This is a genomic window from Gracilimonas mengyeensis, assembly GCF_900182705.1.
Classification (GTDB): Bacteria; Bacteroidota; Rhodothermia; order Balneolales; family Balneolaceae; genus Gracilimonas; species Gracilimonas mengyeensis.
In genome coordinates this window covers 189,263-204,240 of the sequence record NZ_FXTP01000008.1, presented here as the reverse complement: position 1 = coordinate 204,240, position 14,978 = coordinate 189,263, and the positions used below count along the sequence as shown (strand labels likewise).

12 protein-coding genes, 1 tRNA gene and 1 pseudogene are annotated in these 14,978 nt (G+C 46.4%); 6 read left to right on the top strand and 8 right to left on the bottom strand.

Annotation, left to right across the window (positions count from 1 at the left end; translation table 11 throughout):
- Positions 1–5 precede the first annotated feature (5 nt).
- Both FN815_RS10705 and FN815_RS10700 read left to right on the top strand, forming a co-directional pair.
- The gene (locus FN815_RS10705) at positions 6–665 is read left to right on the top strand and encodes a hypothetical protein (protein ID WP_142454636.1); all 660 of its coding nucleotides are present in this window, start codon (positions 6–8) and stop codon (positions 663–665) included.
- A 577-nt stretch (positions 666–1,242) separates the two neighbouring features.
- The gene (locus tag FN815_RS10700; protein WP_142454635.1) at positions 1,243–2,970 is read left to right on the top strand and encodes an Ig-like domain-containing protein; all 1,728 of its coding nucleotides are present in this window, start codon (positions 1,243–1,245) and stop codon (positions 2,968–2,970) included.
- A gap of 433 nt (positions 2,971–3,403) precedes the next feature.
- Here the strand turns inward: FN815_RS10700 and FN815_RS10695 are convergent, their stop codons facing one another.
- Positions 3,404–4,297 carry a carbohydrate kinase family protein gene (locus tag FN815_RS10695; RefSeq protein WP_185957265.1) on the bottom strand — a complete coding sequence of 298 codons (894 nt, stop codon included), beginning with the start codon at positions 4,295–4,297 and terminating at the stop codon, positions 3,404–3,406.
- Between the two features lie 379 nt (positions 4,298–4,676).
- Here FN815_RS10695 and recJ point away from each other — a divergent pair, with 379 nt between their 5' ends.
- Positions 4,677–6,383: a single-stranded-DNA-specific exonuclease RecJ gene (gene recJ, locus FN815_RS10690; protein ID WP_142454633.1), complete on the top strand. Its 1,707-nt coding sequence runs from the start codon at positions 4,677–4,679 to the stop codon at positions 6,381–6,383.
- A 282-nt stretch (positions 6,384–6,665) separates the two neighbouring features.
- A tRNA-Phe gene (locus FN815_RS10685) sits at positions 6,666–6,738 on the top strand.
- A gap of 45 nt (positions 6,739–6,783) precedes the next feature.
- Here FN815_RS10685 and FN815_RS10680 read toward each other — a convergent pair.
- From FN815_RS10680 to ggt, 3 genes are all read right to left on the bottom strand, one after another.
- Entirely contained in the window at positions 6,784–7,554 is a 771-nt protein-coding gene (locus FN815_RS10680; RefSeq protein WP_142454632.1) for a phospholipase D-like domain-containing protein, read from the bottom strand.
- 172 nt (positions 7,555–7,726) lie between these two features.
- Complete coding sequence (locus FN815_RS10675; protein ID WP_142454631.1) at positions 7,727–9,076, bottom strand: acyl-CoA dehydrogenase family protein; 1,350 nt, start codon at positions 9,074–9,076, stop codon at positions 7,727–7,729.
- A 393-nt stretch (positions 9,077–9,469) separates the two neighbouring features.
- Complete coding sequence (gene ggt / locus FN815_RS10670; RefSeq protein ID WP_142454630.1) at positions 9,470–11,209, bottom strand: gamma-glutamyltransferase; 1,740 nt, start codon at positions 11,207–11,209, stop codon at positions 9,470–9,472.
- A gap of 272 nt (positions 11,210–11,481) precedes the next feature.
- Between ggt and FN815_RS19285 the strand changes: the two are divergent.
- Positions 11,482–11,822, top strand: a pseudogene (locus FN815_RS19285) (GxxExxY protein).
- Positions 11,823–11,934: 112 nt separating this feature from the next.
- Here the strand turns inward: FN815_RS19285 and FN815_RS10660 are convergent.
- On the bottom strand, positions 11,935–12,369 hold the full coding sequence (locus tag FN815_RS10660; protein WP_142454629.1) for a hypothetical protein: 435 nt from the start codon (positions 12,367–12,369) through the stop codon (positions 11,935–11,937).
- 266 nt (positions 12,370–12,635) lie between these two features.
- Between FN815_RS10660 and FN815_RS10655 the strand changes: the two genes are divergently transcribed.
- Positions 12,636–12,959 (top strand): cupin domain-containing protein, encoded by a 324-nt coding sequence (locus FN815_RS10655; protein WP_142454628.1) that lies wholly within the window; start codon positions 12,636–12,638, stop codon positions 12,957–12,959.
- Between the two features lie 81 nt (positions 12,960–13,040).
- Here FN815_RS10655 and FN815_RS10650 read toward each other — a convergent pair whose 3' ends face one another.
- The 3 genes from FN815_RS10650 to FN815_RS10640 all read right to left on the bottom strand — a co-directional run bounded on the left by FN815_RS10650 (position 13,041) and on the right by FN815_RS10640 (position 14,902).
- Positions 13,041–13,616 carry a pyridoxamine 5'-phosphate oxidase family protein gene (locus FN815_RS10650; protein WP_142454627.1) on the bottom strand — a complete coding sequence of 192 codons (576 nt, stop codon included), beginning with the start codon at positions 13,614–13,616 and terminating at the stop codon, positions 13,041–13,043.
- 3 nt (positions 13,617–13,619) lie between these two features.
- Positions 13,620–13,811, bottom strand: coding sequence for a zinc ribbon domain-containing protein (locus FN815_RS10645; RefSeq protein ID WP_142454626.1), 192 nt, complete (start codon positions 13,809–13,811; stop codon positions 13,620–13,622).
- Positions 13,812–13,945: 134 nt separating this feature from the next.
- Complete coding sequence (locus FN815_RS10640; protein ID WP_142454625.1) at positions 13,946–14,902, bottom strand: NADP-dependent oxidoreductase; 957 nt, start codon at positions 14,900–14,902, stop codon at positions 13,946–13,948.
- Positions 14,903–14,978: the final 76 nt, after the last annotated feature.

Below are 14,978 nucleotides of genomic sequence, written 5' to 3'. Positions count from 1 at the left end.
CAGCCATGCGGTTAGCGGTTTGTTTGTGTGTTGGGTTGATGATGTTTGTGGCTTGCGAGAATCAACAGAGCTACGATAGAACACATTATTTTTTACGGGGATATGATGATCTGGAATTTCGGGATTCCTTAGGCACAACGGTTCCGCCCTCCGATTTTATAAGAGCTGTTTTAATTAACGGGGTGAGCACTTATGAAATAGCCGACACCAGCCTGGTGCTCTGGAATCATCGTGCCGGGGAGCCTTATACCGGCTACATCCGCACCTTTCATAAATACCTGTTCAATATTGAGGCCAGGTTTCAGTCTGGAAAAATTCAACGGATGCGTTTTTGGTATGGCGACCGCACGCTGGGCATGGATGCTGACTACGAGAAAGACACGGGAGCCCTTTGGAATCAGCAAGGACAAATAGCGGTGAGCTGGAATGCAAGGGAAAGGTACTATTTGGATGCAGCCAGCCAGGTGATCCGCCGAATTATATCTGATACCCTTACCAGTTATTTTGATGCATCTGGTGAATTAACGCGGTATACCGTCCGTACTGATACCGCCCTGATACAATATTACGCCAACGGGAATCCCCGCTTTCAGTTTCCAATAAGCCGAAATGAACTACGAAGCGGTGAGGTTAAACGCTGGCACCCTATGGACAGCTACAAGTGACCGGCCAATATAAAAATGGTGAGCAGCATGGCAGCTGGATTGAATACGACAGCTTGGGCAATGAAATCAAGAGAGAGGAATGGTAGAGGCTGAGGTCGAACTGGATCGGTTTCTACGATTCGCTAGCTGTTTTTATTGGTCCCAGCCCAGGGTTTAAAACCCTGCACTTTAAGTGCAGAACTTTAGTATTTCGAAAGAATCTAAACGCTGATTGCATGGGGTCATTCAGAAGCTACCGCTGAAGAACCTTAGCCAGAAAACATTTGCCAACCTGCCATCAGCAACAGCGCTTGAGCCGAAGGAAATATAGTTCAGGGAATTGGTTAAAGAAGCTGCTCCGCAAAATGCAAGGTCCATCGGGGGTACCCTCTGGATGACTGGGAGGATGGAGAGACCGGGACTTTCAGTCCCCAACCAAACCCCTGAACTTTCAGTGAAGGGTGATTTAGTGACTAACGATATTAGAAAAGGCCGATCTTTAAGGGAATTACTCCGCCCATCTTTTTGACAGTATTGTTCCGCTCAGTTTATTACCATATATTAATATTAAAATTTTCTAATATTTAGCGGGAATACTATGCTCAGCATTTACAAAAATATCCTGACCAGGGGAATAGGCCTGGCTATTTTTTCTTTATTCATATCAGTGGCAGCCTTTGCGCAAAATCCGAATTCTGAAAACAAAGTGCGCATTAACATTCAGCCATCGGATACTACGGTAGCTGTGGGTGCTTCATTCACTTTCCAGGCAGAACTTCAGAATGATACAAGTGACACCGTTAACACATTTACGTGGAGCGTGTCTGATTCCTCAATCGCCAGCATTGATCAAAATGGGTTATTCACAGCCCTGACCGAAGGTGAGATAGAAGTGATTGCTACCCTTGATTCATTAACCGCAGAAGTGGAAGTGGAAGTGGAAAATGAAGAGGATGAGCCGGAGGAGTTTGAAGAAGACCGGCTAAGGATTCTCCCCTCTGATACCACTTTGGCCACAGGCGACAGTTTATACCTGAGAGCACAATTTAACGATGGTGTTGTATGGACTGATACCTCTGTGACCTGGCAACTGTCTGATTCAACCCTTGCCACTTTAAACGGAGACACGCTGTATGCCGTGCAGGAAGGTGAACTTAAATTAATTGCCGTATTAGACTCACTGACAGCCGAAGCAGAAATTGAGATTGAGGAGGAAGAAAAAGAAGAGGAAGAAGAAAACGAGTCTGAGTACTCCATCTCCATACTTCCTGCAGATACCTTGGTTCAGGTAGATTCTGAAGTTGCCTACAAAGTATTCAATACGGAGTTATCCGAATATATCACAGACTCGCTGAGCTGGAGCCTGTCATCTGACTTAGGCACCATCGACTCAAATGGAGTGGCACAATTTACAAGCCGCGGTTTTGGCTTTGTAGAGGTTAGATATGGCGATTCAAAAGCAAGAACGTCTGTTCGTGTACAAGACCTGACGGCAGACAGTAGCGGAGCGAATTCTATTGTAGTAAACATTCCAAAAAATAATCCCAAGGCTCCTCCGGCGGTTCAAAATCTAACGGAGGGAGAAGTTCTGCGATTGAAAGGATTTGCCTCGCCGCTGAATTACCTTAACGGAGGAACCATCTATTTTCCTCATGGCTCATTAACTGAAGACATTCGGATTGATGTTCTTCGCGAAGATGTGACCGATACGACCAATCATCCCGGCAATAAAAATCACAAGATTGTGGGCGGAATAAGTTTTGACGTATTTATTTCGGATTCCCTGATATCCCCATACTACTTTGAAGAGCCGGTTGAAATCTCCATCCCCTACAAGCGAGGGCTTCTAAGAAATCTTGGCATTGATGTACAAAATCTAAGCATGTTTTCTCTTGAAAACGACGGAACCCTGGATTCCACTGCTGTTAGTTCTGTGGTGATAGATACCGTTAGCGGACGGATTTTTGGCCAGGTATCTCACTTCTCAACCTATGTTTTAGCTTCAGCTAACGGTGACGGCGTGGCAACGCATGTGGAAGAGCGGGAATCCAGAGAACCCAACCAGATTGCACTGAGCCAAAATTATCCGAACCCCTTTAACCCAACTACCACCATTGCCCTGGAATTACCCAGCAGTGCGGCTGTGGATCTGTCAGTATATGATGTGCTGGGAAGGAAGGTTGCTACCATTACCAATGACAGGCTGAATGCCGGCACGCATACGTTGCGGTTTGATGGCTCCTCCCTGTCTTCCGGATTGTATATTTACCGGCTTAGCGTGGATGGCGCTATTGTTGAAACCAAAATGATGACCTTGCTGAAATAGAGAAGCAACGTCAATTATTACAACTACTGTTTAGGGGAGCTATATGCTCCCCTTTTTTGTGGCTATAAGATAATTCGATTTCCAACTTCTCATAGTCCCCGAACGGGGACAAAAAATAATAGCCCAGGGTAAATCCACGTAAGTGGATACAGCCCTGAGATAGCGATTCCCCAAAAAAGAAGCCGAGGTGTGTGTGGTGTTCAGTCTTATTATGCTTACCGAGGGTTGGTCTACCATGGCTTTGGGGAATGGATTGCCAAAGCTTCGGTTGAAATTATTACCCCTCCACCTTCGGGGCGAAGCTTGAAGTTCTTGTTTTCGAAACCCCGGGGCTATTATTGTTTAACCCCATTCGGGGTATTTCTGCTCGGGCTTGTCATCGAAATATCTAACAGGCACAGGAACGACGTATTTTATATCGAATCGAAGTTAGTTACGAATTCTCAATTAGAGATCTGACCTGGTCAGGATTAATCGATGGAGTAGCTCCTTCTTTACCCGCCACAAGAGCCCCCATGGCATTGGCAAAAGTCAGAATCTCGGGTGGTGGTTTCCCTTCGAGATAAGCATGAATAGCTCCGGCCAGGAAGGCATCGCCGGCGCCCACCGTATCGGCTACTTGTATGGAGAAAGCATCCTGTTCAGTGTACTGTCTATCATAGAAAATGGCCGAGCCCTCTACCCCACGGCTCAACAAAATCAGCTCCAGTTCATACAGGTCAGTTAAAAACTCCAGGAGCTGTTTATGGTTGAAGTCTTTCTGTTTCCAGATAAGAATCTGTTTCAACTCTTCCTCATTTATTTTGGCGATATCAGCGCGGGTCAGCACTTCATCCAACAGGAGTTCATCGTAAAACGGCTTGCGAAAATTAACATCTACCACGGCTTTGCCTTCGCAGATCTGTAAAGCTTTTAGCAGCGTATTCCGGGTGATTTCGTTCCGAAAGGCCAATGTACCAAACACTAGAATCTCAGCCTGCCTGATCGGTTCTTTCAAGACCTGATACCAACTGATATCATCCCAGGCAGCGGGCATATGGATAGTGTAGTCGGCATTTCCTTCTTGATCGATGTCCACATCTACCGTTCCTGTGGGAAGTGAAGAGTATGCAATAAAATCAGTGCTAACCCCTTTTGAGCGTATAGCCTGCAATGCTTTTTCTCCCAGCTCATCATCTCCCACCGCACTGATAATTTCAGCCTGCATTCCAAGTTGATGTGCATGCACTGCCACATTTAGAGGCGCCCCGCCCAGATGTATGCCCGAGGGCAGGCGATCCCATAAAATCTCACCAAAACAAATAATCTGATGCGCGTCATTATTCATAGTGGTCATTTAGATTGGTTCATGAAAAAGTTTTCGCAGAGCTTAAGGTGTCATTGAGGTCGCTGAAAGATAGTTCCCGGGCGGGATGGTAGCCTTTAATCCTCTCTTATTCAATCCGGCATCTGCAGCTACTATCTTCAGGAGGATCAAGGGCCAAATTTGTTTTGGAATGAAAGGTGGCCTCTGTAAGCTGTAAACAGGAGTTTTGCAAACGTTTGAGGGCACGAATTTGTTTAAAAAAGCTGAAAACAACATGCTGATTTTGGCTGAGTAAATAGTATTTTATAAAGGAAATGAGAACGCATTACTAAGAATGCGTTGGCGAGCCGGCCTGACCGCCGATCAGCCTCTATGAATAAAAACAAAAAGAAAACCAATCATGTCATTCCGCTGGGTTTACGCGCAGCCGGAGGAGGACGAGTCTGTCTCCAGTTTAGGAGAGAAACTCGGAATTCCGGGCAAAATAGCCCGTTTGCTGGCTATCCGCGGTATACAAACATATGATGATGCAAAGTACTTTTTCAGGCCAAAGATAGAACTTCTCCACGATCCTTTTTTGATGAAGGACATGGAGGCCGGAGCAGAACGTCTGGCGCTGGCCATCCGTAAAAGTGAACGTGTACTGGTGTACGGTGATTACGATGTAGACGGAACTACGGCTACATCCTGCCTGTACACTTTTCTAAAAGAATTTGGCGTTGATGCCGATTACTACATTCCTCACCGCTTCAAAGAGGGATACGGTATCAACCCGGAAGGCATAAGCTATGCCGAAGAAATAAATGCGTCGCTGATCGTTTCTGTGGATTGTGGGATTACGGCCATTGAAGAAGCTAAATCGGCCAAAGAGAAAGGCATCGACCTTATTGTCTGCGATCACCATACCGTAGGCAGTGAGATCCCCGAGGCCGTAGCTGTACTCGATCCCAAACGCCCGGATTGCAACTATCCCTTTGATGGACTTTCCGGCGCAGGTGTGGGCTTCAAGCTGATACAGGCGACCATCAAGAAGCTGGGACTGCCGCAAACGGTATCCCATCAGTTCCTGGATTTAGTAGCTATCTCCATTGCATCCGATATCGTACCTATCATTGATGAAAACCGGGTGCTTATGAAAGCCGGACTGAGTATGATTCATCGGAATCCCCGGGTGGGTATTAAGGCATTGCTGGAGCTCATCAAAGTGAAGAAAGAAGAGGTAAACACCTCCAAGATAGTGTTTTCCATCGGTCCCCGCATCAACGCGGCAGGACGTATGGGCGATGCCAGCACGGCGGTGAAGCTGATGATCTCTGAGACGATGGCCGAGGCTAAGTCGCACGCTTACGAGCTGGAGTCGGTGAATATGAAACGCCGCGACACCGACAGCAAAACCATGAAGCAAGCCATGGCACAGCTCGATAAAGAATTTGATATGGACGAGACGTCTACCATTGTGCTGTATGGCGAAGACTGGCACCTCGGGGTGATCGGAATTGTAGCCTCTCGTTTGGTGGATTTGTATCACCGTCCGGCCATTATGCTCAGTAATGTAGACGGCAAAGTGAAAGGCTCGGCCCGAAGCGTGAAGGGATTCAATATCTACGATGCCATTAAAAAATGCGAAGACCTGCTGGAGCAATTTGGAGGCCATGAGTTTGCAGCCGGACTGACCCTGGAGGAAGATAACCTCACGGAATTCCGCCGCCGCATGAATGAGCTGGCGTACACGGATCTCTCCGAAAACTCTTTTGAGCCCGAATTAACCATCGACGCCAAGATCGATCTCGGCGAAGTGGACATGAAGTTCTGGAAGCTGTTGAGTCAGTTTGAACCCTTTGGTCCCGGTAACCTCCGCCCTATTTTTGTGAGCGAAGGCGTGCGAGTGGAAGGCATTCCTACCATTGTGGGCAACGGTCACCTGAAGATGAAAGTACGACAGGGCGACTCCGGGGTGTTTGACACCATCGGCTTTAACATGCACGAATACCTGCCGGGTGTCCGCGGCGGCAACACTTTTGATATTGCCTACGTGCTGGAGGAAAACAACTGGAACGGCCGGCGCACCCTGCAGTTGCGACTGAAGGATATTCATATCCCGGATTAGGGTGTTGGTTTATTGGTTATTGGTGTAATGGTTAAGCACAGCCCGTGGCTATCTCTATAATCTTAGCAATTCCTTTTCAAACGCCCCGTTAATAAATATCCCAAGTGGTATTACAGAGATTGCCGCGTCGATACGCCTCCCAAACTTTCCTTTGCCGTCACAGGCTCCTCGCAATGACATTTCCCTTGGTAAGAATGGGATTAGAATAATTTTCTTGGCTTGAACCGAATTCTTTATTGTATAAAGATGAGAAACCTATTATCTTTGCCGTCCTTGACAAAAGGGACTGTAGCTCAGTAGGTAGAGCAACGGACTGAAAATCCGTGTGTCGGCGGTTCAAATCCGCCCGGTCCCACACTCAAGTAAAAGCCCCGTTTTGCAATAGCAGATCGGGGCTTTTTTAGTTAATAGGTTCTGGGTACAACTTTCGCCCTAATCTCTGAATATCTGTTGCTCCCAAATTAGGGTTATGATATAGCTCCTCAAATTCTGTGTTTATTTTTCTAATGGCTTCAGCATCTGTTACTTTTACGCGGGTTTCATGATTATACTTAAATCCGCTTTGGGTAAAATTTAGGGAGCCCACGTAAGCGACTTTATCATCTATGATGAATATCTTACTGTGGATTTTAAAGTTATCTCCGTTTTTGTTTGAACCCTCATGATCAGGCTGGCAAATTTTAATAGGAAACAATGTTTCATATCTATAGCTGAAAATCCTAGTGTTTTTGGCTTTGTTAACAAACATTCGATGCACTAAAATCAGTATTAGAAAGGGAATTAAAGCTAAACTCAGACGCTCGTCAAGAAACACAATATACGATGCAATTAAGAACGCCAAATAACCAAACAGGACGTAGAACAAAACTTGGGCAGTATTTTGATATTGCTCTTTTTTTTCAACTGCATCATGATGTGTAGTTCTTATTTGCCTGATTAGGGTATAGATATTTTTGTCCTTTCGGTGTGAATAATCTTCTATTCTGTCGTTGGTTATAAGAGTAACGCTCTTATTTGTAGCCCATAGAGTTATTAACTGCTTTACCAAGCTAGGAGATAAGAAAGGTGATACAATTTTGACTGATTTTTCAGCATTTTTTAGATCCTTGTCTACCATAGTACCGGCGCCTTGACCTATATAGATATCTGCTGATACTCCATTTTGATACATATACTTCGTATAATAAAATTAAACAGATGGCTGTAGGTGAGACTTATCGGTAGTTAAGAGAATTACTTTAGGGATAATGAAGAAAGGGTCGGATCTATCTTAGAAAAGATTTGACACTCAGCTGAAAAAAAGTCCCACACGGATTTTCAGTCGGTATGTATCAATCCACTTCCTACACAAAAGCACTCTTTCCGGTCAACGCGCGACCTACAATCAGCGAGTTCACCTGCTTGGTTCCTTCGTAGGTGTAGATGGCTTCGGCATCGGCCACGAAGCGGGCGACGTTGTATTTGAGCAGGATTCCATTTCCGCCTAAAATTTCGCGCGCTTTCTCGACCACGCTTCGGGTGTGGGTGGTACAGCTTACTTTGGCGAGGGAAGCTTGTTCGTCCGTCATCTTGCCTTCGTCCTGAAGTTGGGACAGGCGGAAGGCCATGGTTTGCATGGCGGTCAGGTCGCTGAGCATTTCCACCAGCAGGTCCTGAATCAGCTGAAAAGAACCGATGGTTTTGCCAAATTGTTCTCGTTTGTGGGTGTAATCCACGGCGTACTCGTAGGCGCCTTGCGCACACCCCACGGCTTGCCAGGCAACGCCGGCGCGGGTGGCTTTTAATACTTTGGCGGTATCTTTAAAAGAGTTGCCGTTTTCGAGTTTATACTCGGCAGGTACTTTCACATCCTCCAAATACAAACGGGCATTTTGGACCGTCCGCAGTGCCATTTTATCTTTTTGTTTCTCAGCTCTGAAGCCGGGTGTGTCGTTTTCAACGATAAAGCCTTTGACCTGGCCGTCGTCCACATCCTGTGCCCAGATGATGGTGATATCAGAAAAGGTGCCGTTGCCAATCCATTTCTTTTGCCCGTTCAGTATCCAATGGTCGTCTTCTTTTTTGGCTTTGGTGGTGAGTCCGCCCGCCACGGAGGAACCCACTTTGGGCTCGGTAAGACCAAAAGCCCCGATGAGCTCCATGGTTCTGAGTTTGGGCAGCCATTTTTGCTTTTGCTCTTCCGATCCACAGAAATAAATCGAGCCCATAACCAAACCGCTTTGAACCCCAAAGAAGGTGCTAATGGAGGCGTCCACCCGCGACATCTCCAGCGAGATGATACCTTCCATCAGGTAGGAATGGTCCATGGATCCATACCCCTTTAAAGGCAGTCCGCAGATGTCCAGTTCTGCCATCTTGGGGATGAGATGATGGGGGAATTCTCCCTTTAGCCAGTACTCGTTAGCAATGGGACGGACTTCATCTTCCATAAACTGCCGGACCCGCTGCTGTAGCGCTCGTTCTTCCTCACTCAACTGATCATACAGCTGATAAAAATCACTTTTAATTTCCGGCGGATCGTATTCTTCACTACCAGCCTCCAGTGCTCGCTTTAGATTCAACAGCTGCGCCTTGTTCATATTCGACAGGGATTTCAACACGTCTCCCAAATCAATATGCTTGGTGATGCTTTTTAGTTTCTCAGAATCAAAGTTTTTGATGAACTCAAGAATATCACTTTCATTATTGGCCATGGCTGCACCGGATGATTTTTGTTGATGTTAACCTGAGTTAAACTAACAAAGTAAGCCCGGAGGTCATTTCGCGGCGCAGGCCCGAAATCCAGTTGCCTTATAGTATCAACCTTTAAGCACTAGTGACAATGAGATTCCTGCCTGCGCAGGAATGACTTCGATAGGCTTTTGGGGATATACTCACTCATTTTAAATCGAACTCAGATATACTCGGAATTGCTATTTCAACAAAAATCAATGAATTAACGATCAATGGGAGTTTGAGTATGGCTTCTTATTCTGCTCCGCAAGCAGTAAATAAATCCTGAAAATCCTCTAATCCTGCGTAATCCTGGTTCAAACACTCGCATGCTGAACCAGGATTTAAAGGATTTTCAGGATGGGCAGGATTTTTTAATATCCGGCCGCTTGTCCATCCACCCTGGATTCGGAAGCGCCATAATACACTCCGGTTTCCAGATCACGCATGATGGCCTGGAATCTCCCGAAGAAGCTGTGTCCGATTTGTACGTCATGTCCCATCGCTTCTAAATCACGGACCACTTGGTAGTCGATAGAAGATTCTATGCTTACTAATCCCACATCGGTCAGGTGGTCATCCACATCATCGGTGGGCTGGGTGGATCCGGAGTGCTCCCAACGCAGGGCGTCGCCGGCCTGCTGCATATTCATTCCGAAATCAATGACGTTGGTGATCAGGCTCACGTGGCCCATGGGCTGATAGGCGCCGCCCATATTTCCGAGCGTCATAAAGGGTTCGCCGTCTTTCATCACAAAACCGGGGATGATGGTATGGAAAGGCCGTTTGCCTGGCGCGTATACGTTGGGGTGATTGGGATCGAGAGAAAAGAGCTCACCGCGGTTTTGAAAGCTGAATCCGGTTCCGGGAACTACAAAGCCAGTGCCCATGCCGCGGAAGTTACTCTGGATCAGGGAGACCATGTTGCCGTTTTTATCAGCCGTGGTGAGGTAGATGGTGTCCCCGTCTTCGAGCACGTCTACGCCGGTGGTCAGATCTTCGCGGGCGGTGTCGCCGATGAGTTTACGTCGCTCGGTGGCATATTCTTTGGAGAGCAATACGTCATACGGCACCTCATGAAAAGTGGGATCGGCGTAGTGTTTGGCGCGGTCTTCGAAGGCTAGTTTCTTAGCTTCAATGAAAAGGTGATAGGTCTCGGCGGTGGCAAAGCCGGTTTCGCTCAGGTCAAAGCCTTCCAGGATATTCAGCATCTGGAGTACCGCTGTTCCCTGCACATTTCCGCCCATCTGGTACACATCGTACCCGCGATAGTTTATCGTTTGCGGTTCAACCCATTCGGATTCATGCTGGTCAAAATCTTCATAGCGAAGGTAGCCTCCGTTTTCCTTCATCCAGGTATCGATCTTTTCGGCGATCTCCCCGCGGTAAAAAGCGTCCCGCCCCTCACTGGCCAGCAGGCGGAAGGTATTGCCTAAATCGGGATTCTTGAAAATCTCTCCTTTCTCCGGACCTTCCCCGTCAATGGCAAAAGTTTCTTCAAAAGCCCCGGGCTGATCTTTCAGAAAGGGCACGCTTCTTCTCCAGGAAGCAGAAATGGCCTCACTGACCGGAAATCCGTTTTCAGCATACCAAATAGGTTCCGCCAGAATATCTTCCATGTCGGCCGAACCAAATCGCTCGTGCATGGTAAACCAGCCATCTACAGCACCGGGCACAGAAACGGACAATAGATCATAAGGCGGAATATCGTCCTCTCCTTTTTCTTCAAGGATGTCCATCAGTTCATCATAAGAAAGACCACGCGGCGAACGACCGCTGGCATTCAAGGCGTACACCTGTTCACTTTCCTCGTGCCAGATGATGGCAAAAAGATCCCCGCCGATGCCGTTGCCGGTGGGTTCCATGAGTCCCATGGCCGCATTGGCCCCGATGGCGGCATCAATAGCATTGCCGCCGTTCTTAAGAATCTGCAGTCCAACTTGTGTGGCCAGTGGCTGACTGGTAGCTACCATCCCCCGCTGGGCAATCACTTCAGAGCGGGTGGAGATCATATTACCAGCCTCGCGATCGATTTGGGCAAGAGAAGCTTCGGGAATCAATAGAACAGACAGTAAAACAGGCAGGACGGAAAAAAAGGAAGCGCAATGTTTCATAGAAAGCGAGGTTTATTATGGGAAAGTGGATTATACAATCCGATGCTGCATAAACCAAGAAATGTGCGAGTAACGTTTCTTTTGAGTGAACTGGGATTGGTCAGGATTTGGGGGATTCTCAGGATTTCTTTTCTAATTTAATCCTGTAAATCTTGGTTCATCCTTAAAATCCTGGTTCAGCATTGGAAAATTGAACCAAGATTATGCAGGATTTAGAGGATTAACGGGATTATATTATTCAAGCCAAATTTTATAAAACAGCGGGGGAATAAATGAAACATGAGGCATTGACTCATCAAATTATAGGATTGGCGATGAAAGTGCATTCTACCCTGGGGATGGGATTTCAGGAAGTAATCTATCAGCGATGTTTAAAAATTGAGTTTGATAAGGATGAGGTACCTTATGTGCTGAGGGTACGCAGGTGGGAACACGTCGCGTGGATTTTCTTATCGATCGGCAAATTATGGTGGAGATAAAGGCAGTTTCGGAACTAATGGATGTCCATTTGGCGCAGGCTAAAAATTACCTGGAAGCTTATGAGCTACAAACAGGGCTTTTGATCAATTTTGGTGGGTCAAGCTTAGAGTTTAAACGGCTGTTTAATAATTAATTTATTGGGTTTTGAACCAAGATTTTTCAGGATTTTGAGGATTCTCAGGATTTACTTTCTAATCCTGTAAATCTTGTTTAATCCTAAAAAATCCTGGTTCAATCTATCTTCCTCACTGCACGCCCCTATACCCTTCCAACTCAATATAATCCGGATTGGTGGGCGATGTATCCGGGCTGGGCTCGTAGATTTTCATCTCAAATCGTTCACCTTCCTGCTGGGTATCCTGATAGGTCCAGTAGTAAAAGTGATGGGCCTCGTAAGGTGTTAAGGCGTATGGTTGATCGTCTTCCAAATAGATAAAGCCGGAGATGGTCACGGCCTCCCCGTAGCTTCTCTCGTCCAGCTCTATGGTGAAGTCAAGATCAGGGAAGGTAGATGAAAGAGAGCCCTCAAAGTGAAGAGTAAACAAGGATTCATTTTTGGTGATCTGAAACGTCGTTTCACCGGCAAATTCACAGGGCTCAAAAGAACAGCCAATAGTGCCTTCGTATGTCCCGGGCACACGACTCTCATCAAATTCCGGGGCTTCTTTATTCATAAGCATGCACGAAGTGACGCTTACACTAAGGAAAAATATCAGTAAAAAAAGTAAAGAGCGTTTTACCAGCATAGTTTGTGTTCGTCTATAATATAAAAGTGTATAGCTAACCTAAGGATTTACCACCCTCACTCACAAGTGATAGTGGGTATTTCCAGCCAGTATTGTAATATCAGAGCTGGTAAGTCTATAGATGATAAATGAAATGCCAGTAACCGGTCTTGTGTTATAAAAGCAGACTAATTCAAACCAAAAACCAATAGAGACTTATTATGAGTAGCACAACAGAGATTGTCGAAGGTAAATTAGCTGAAGGTGACGACGTTAAAGAAATCATGGCATCCGGTAAAGATGTGGGGCTCCGCATGTGGAAAGATGAAGAGCCTACTTCCGATAAAGAAAGTCATAGCAGTCCGTACGAAACGGTGGGCTATGTGTTGAAAGGCAAAGCCGAATTGCATGTACAAGATGAAGTGATGGAGCTTGAAGAAGGTGATTCCTACCTGGTTCCCAAAGATGCGGAGCATCACTATAACATCATCGAAACTTTCTCTGCCGTAGAAGCAACCTCACCACCTGCGCATTTGATTGACTAAACAGCGATGATTTGTATAAAATGTTTAAAGCCCGAAAAGTGCTGCTTTTCGGGCTTTTCTGTGTTTGAAAGGGATTAGTAACTAAGGGGCAATCCAACGGGAATTAGTTTGCCCCTCTACGAACTCCTGCACACCACGCAAATGCCGTTTGCCGTCTAATTGAAGGAAAGTCATTTTATAAGCCTGTATACGCACCACACAAAAATGTTTGTTCTCCTCTTGGAGCCACTCGTAGGCATCTTCCGGTTCATCAATGATAGCTCCGGGTGCTTTTGCTGAGGTGTAAGAATGTGGACTTTTGGAGCCTGCTTCTTTCCAGTAACGCTCCCATTTCTCTCCGTTGGTTAAAAGGGTGGCTTTGCCCTGAACGCTCAGTTGCAGCTTGGTGTCGTCATCATAAAAAAGCAAACTCACCTGATCATTTCCCTGGATGTGTTTCACTTTTCGGGATCGTGCATCAGTAAATATGCTGAAGGTTTTTTTTCCGTCAAAATCCCGCAGTACTACGGTGCGCTGTACGGGTTGGTTTTCAGCATCAACGGTCGCTAAATCCATATACCGAAAGGAATGGCCGGGATCTTCATTGGCGGTTTGCACCTGTTGAAGGACTTTTTTCCATGCTGCATCAAGATTCATATCTCGGGTGATTAATGGCATGGTCTACTGTCCGATGGGTTGAGCATTAAAGAAAGCAAGATTCTCGCCTTCAAATTTGTAGTGAATTTGAATGGGATTACAGCAGACTTCACAATCTTCAATGTATTCCTGTTCAGGATAGTATGATTCCAGTATCATGTTGATCTGCGCTCCGCAATGGAGACACATGAAGGTATGTTCGTACGTTCCTTCCATAATAGGTTCTCCTTTTTTTGGAAAAACAGCAGAACAGGTAGTTACATTCAGCTTGGAAGTAGACTCCTAAAAGAAAAACCGGGCAGAGAGCCCGGTTTTAAAATACATTTTGGTGGTTTAAGGGGAAACAAATATTAGGGCGTAACAATCAGTTTGCCGCGGGTGTGCAGCGACTCAATGTCCTTAAGCGCATCAGCAGCTTCATCCAGATTGTAAGTTTTTGATACATGCACTTCGAGTTTTCCATCATCGGCAATCTCTGTAAGCTTATCCAGTTGTGCTGCATTGGGCTCTACAAATACGTACTGGAAGTTAATGTCATCACTGATATCCGGTTTACTTTTGGTGATGGACACGATGTGGCCACCGTCCTTCAGTACGCCGGTCTCCATGACCTGGCTAAAGGCATCTCCGCGGGAGCAATGGAAGATAAGATCAACGCCATCGGGCTCGATTTCAGCGAGGGCTTCCCCTACGTGATTATCCTTATAGTCAATGGTTTCGTCAGCGCCCAATTCTTTCATGTATTCATGATTCTTCTCACTGGCAACGCCAATCACGTTGGCCCCGGCTGATTTTGCCAGCTGAATGCCTGATGTGCCTACCCCACCGGACGCACCAAGTATCAGCACGGTTTGTCCTTCTTCCAATTTTCCGGCATCAAAAAGAGATTGATAAGCCGTTAATCCAACCAGCGGAATACCTCCGGCTTCTTCCATAGAAATCTTTTGGGGTCGTTTGGCAACGTAGGCTTCAGGCAGCGCCACATATTCGGCAAAGGTGCCGTGTTGTACTTTGGGGCGACGCGCATAGGCATACACCTCATCGCCTTCTTCGAACCGACGTGCGGCGTGCCCTCGTCCTTCAATCACACCTGCTACGTCCCAACCCGGTATGGCAGGAAATTCCCCGGGAATGGCACTATCCAGCATGCCCCGGGCTACGGCGGCATCTACGGGATTTACACCAGCGGCCTTTACGCGAATCAGTACTTCTCCCTCGCCCGCTTCGGGTTTATCCAATTCGCCAGTTTTCACCTGGTCCAATTCTCCATATTCATCATAATAAGCAGCTTTCATTTGTTCACTCATATCAAAAAAGGTTTTTAAAATTGATAGTTCTTTATTTCTGATTGGTTAACAGGAGTGAAAAGTGTTGCGTTTCGAA

What these genes read in the sequence shown, in the direction of transcription:
- FN815_RS10705 (WP_142454636.1), top strand. Translation starts at nt 6, where the DNA reads ATGCGGTTAGCGGTTTGTTTGTGTGTTGGGTTGATGATGTTTGTGGCT.
- FN815_RS10700 (WP_142454635.1), top strand. Translation starts at nt 1,243, where the DNA reads ATGCTCAGCATTTACAAAAATATCCTGACCAGGGGAATAGGCCTGGCT.
- FN815_RS10695 (WP_185957265.1), bottom strand. Translation starts at nt 4,297, where the DNA reads ATGAATAATGACGCGCATCAGATTATTTGTTTTGGTGAGATTTTATGG.
- recJ (WP_142454633.1), top strand. Translation starts at nt 4,677, where the DNA reads ATGTCATTCCGCTGGGTTTACGCGCAGCCGGAGGAGGACGAGTCTGTC.
- FN815_RS10680 (WP_142454632.1), bottom strand. Translation starts at nt 7,554, where the DNA reads ATGTATCAAAATGGAGTATCAGCAGATATCTATATAGGTCAAGGCGCC.
- FN815_RS10675 (WP_142454631.1), bottom strand. Translation starts at nt 9,076, where the DNA reads ATGGCCAATAATGAAAGTGATATTCTTGAGTTCATCAAAAACTTTGAT.
- ggt (WP_142454630.1), bottom strand. Translation starts at nt 11,209, where the DNA reads ATGAAACATTGCGCTTCCTTTTTTTCCGTCCTGCCTGTTTTACTGTCT.
- FN815_RS10660 (WP_142454629.1), bottom strand. Translation starts at nt 12,369, where the DNA reads ATGCTTATGAATAAAGAAGCCCCGGAATTTGATGAGAGTCGTGTGCCC.
- FN815_RS10655 (WP_142454628.1), top strand. Translation starts at nt 12,636, where the DNA reads ATGAGTAGCACAACAGAGATTGTCGAAGGTAAATTAGCTGAAGGTGAC.
- FN815_RS10650 (WP_142454627.1), bottom strand. Translation starts at nt 13,616, where the DNA reads ATGCCATTAATCACCCGAGATATGAATCTTGATGCAGCATGGAAAAAA.
- FN815_RS10645 (WP_142454626.1), bottom strand. Translation starts at nt 13,811, where the DNA reads ATGGAAGGAACGTACGAACATACCTTCATGTGTCTCCATTGCGGAGCG.
- FN815_RS10640 (WP_142454625.1), bottom strand. Translation starts at nt 14,902, where the DNA reads ATGAGTGAACAAATGAAAGCTGCTTATTATGATGAATATGGAGAATTG.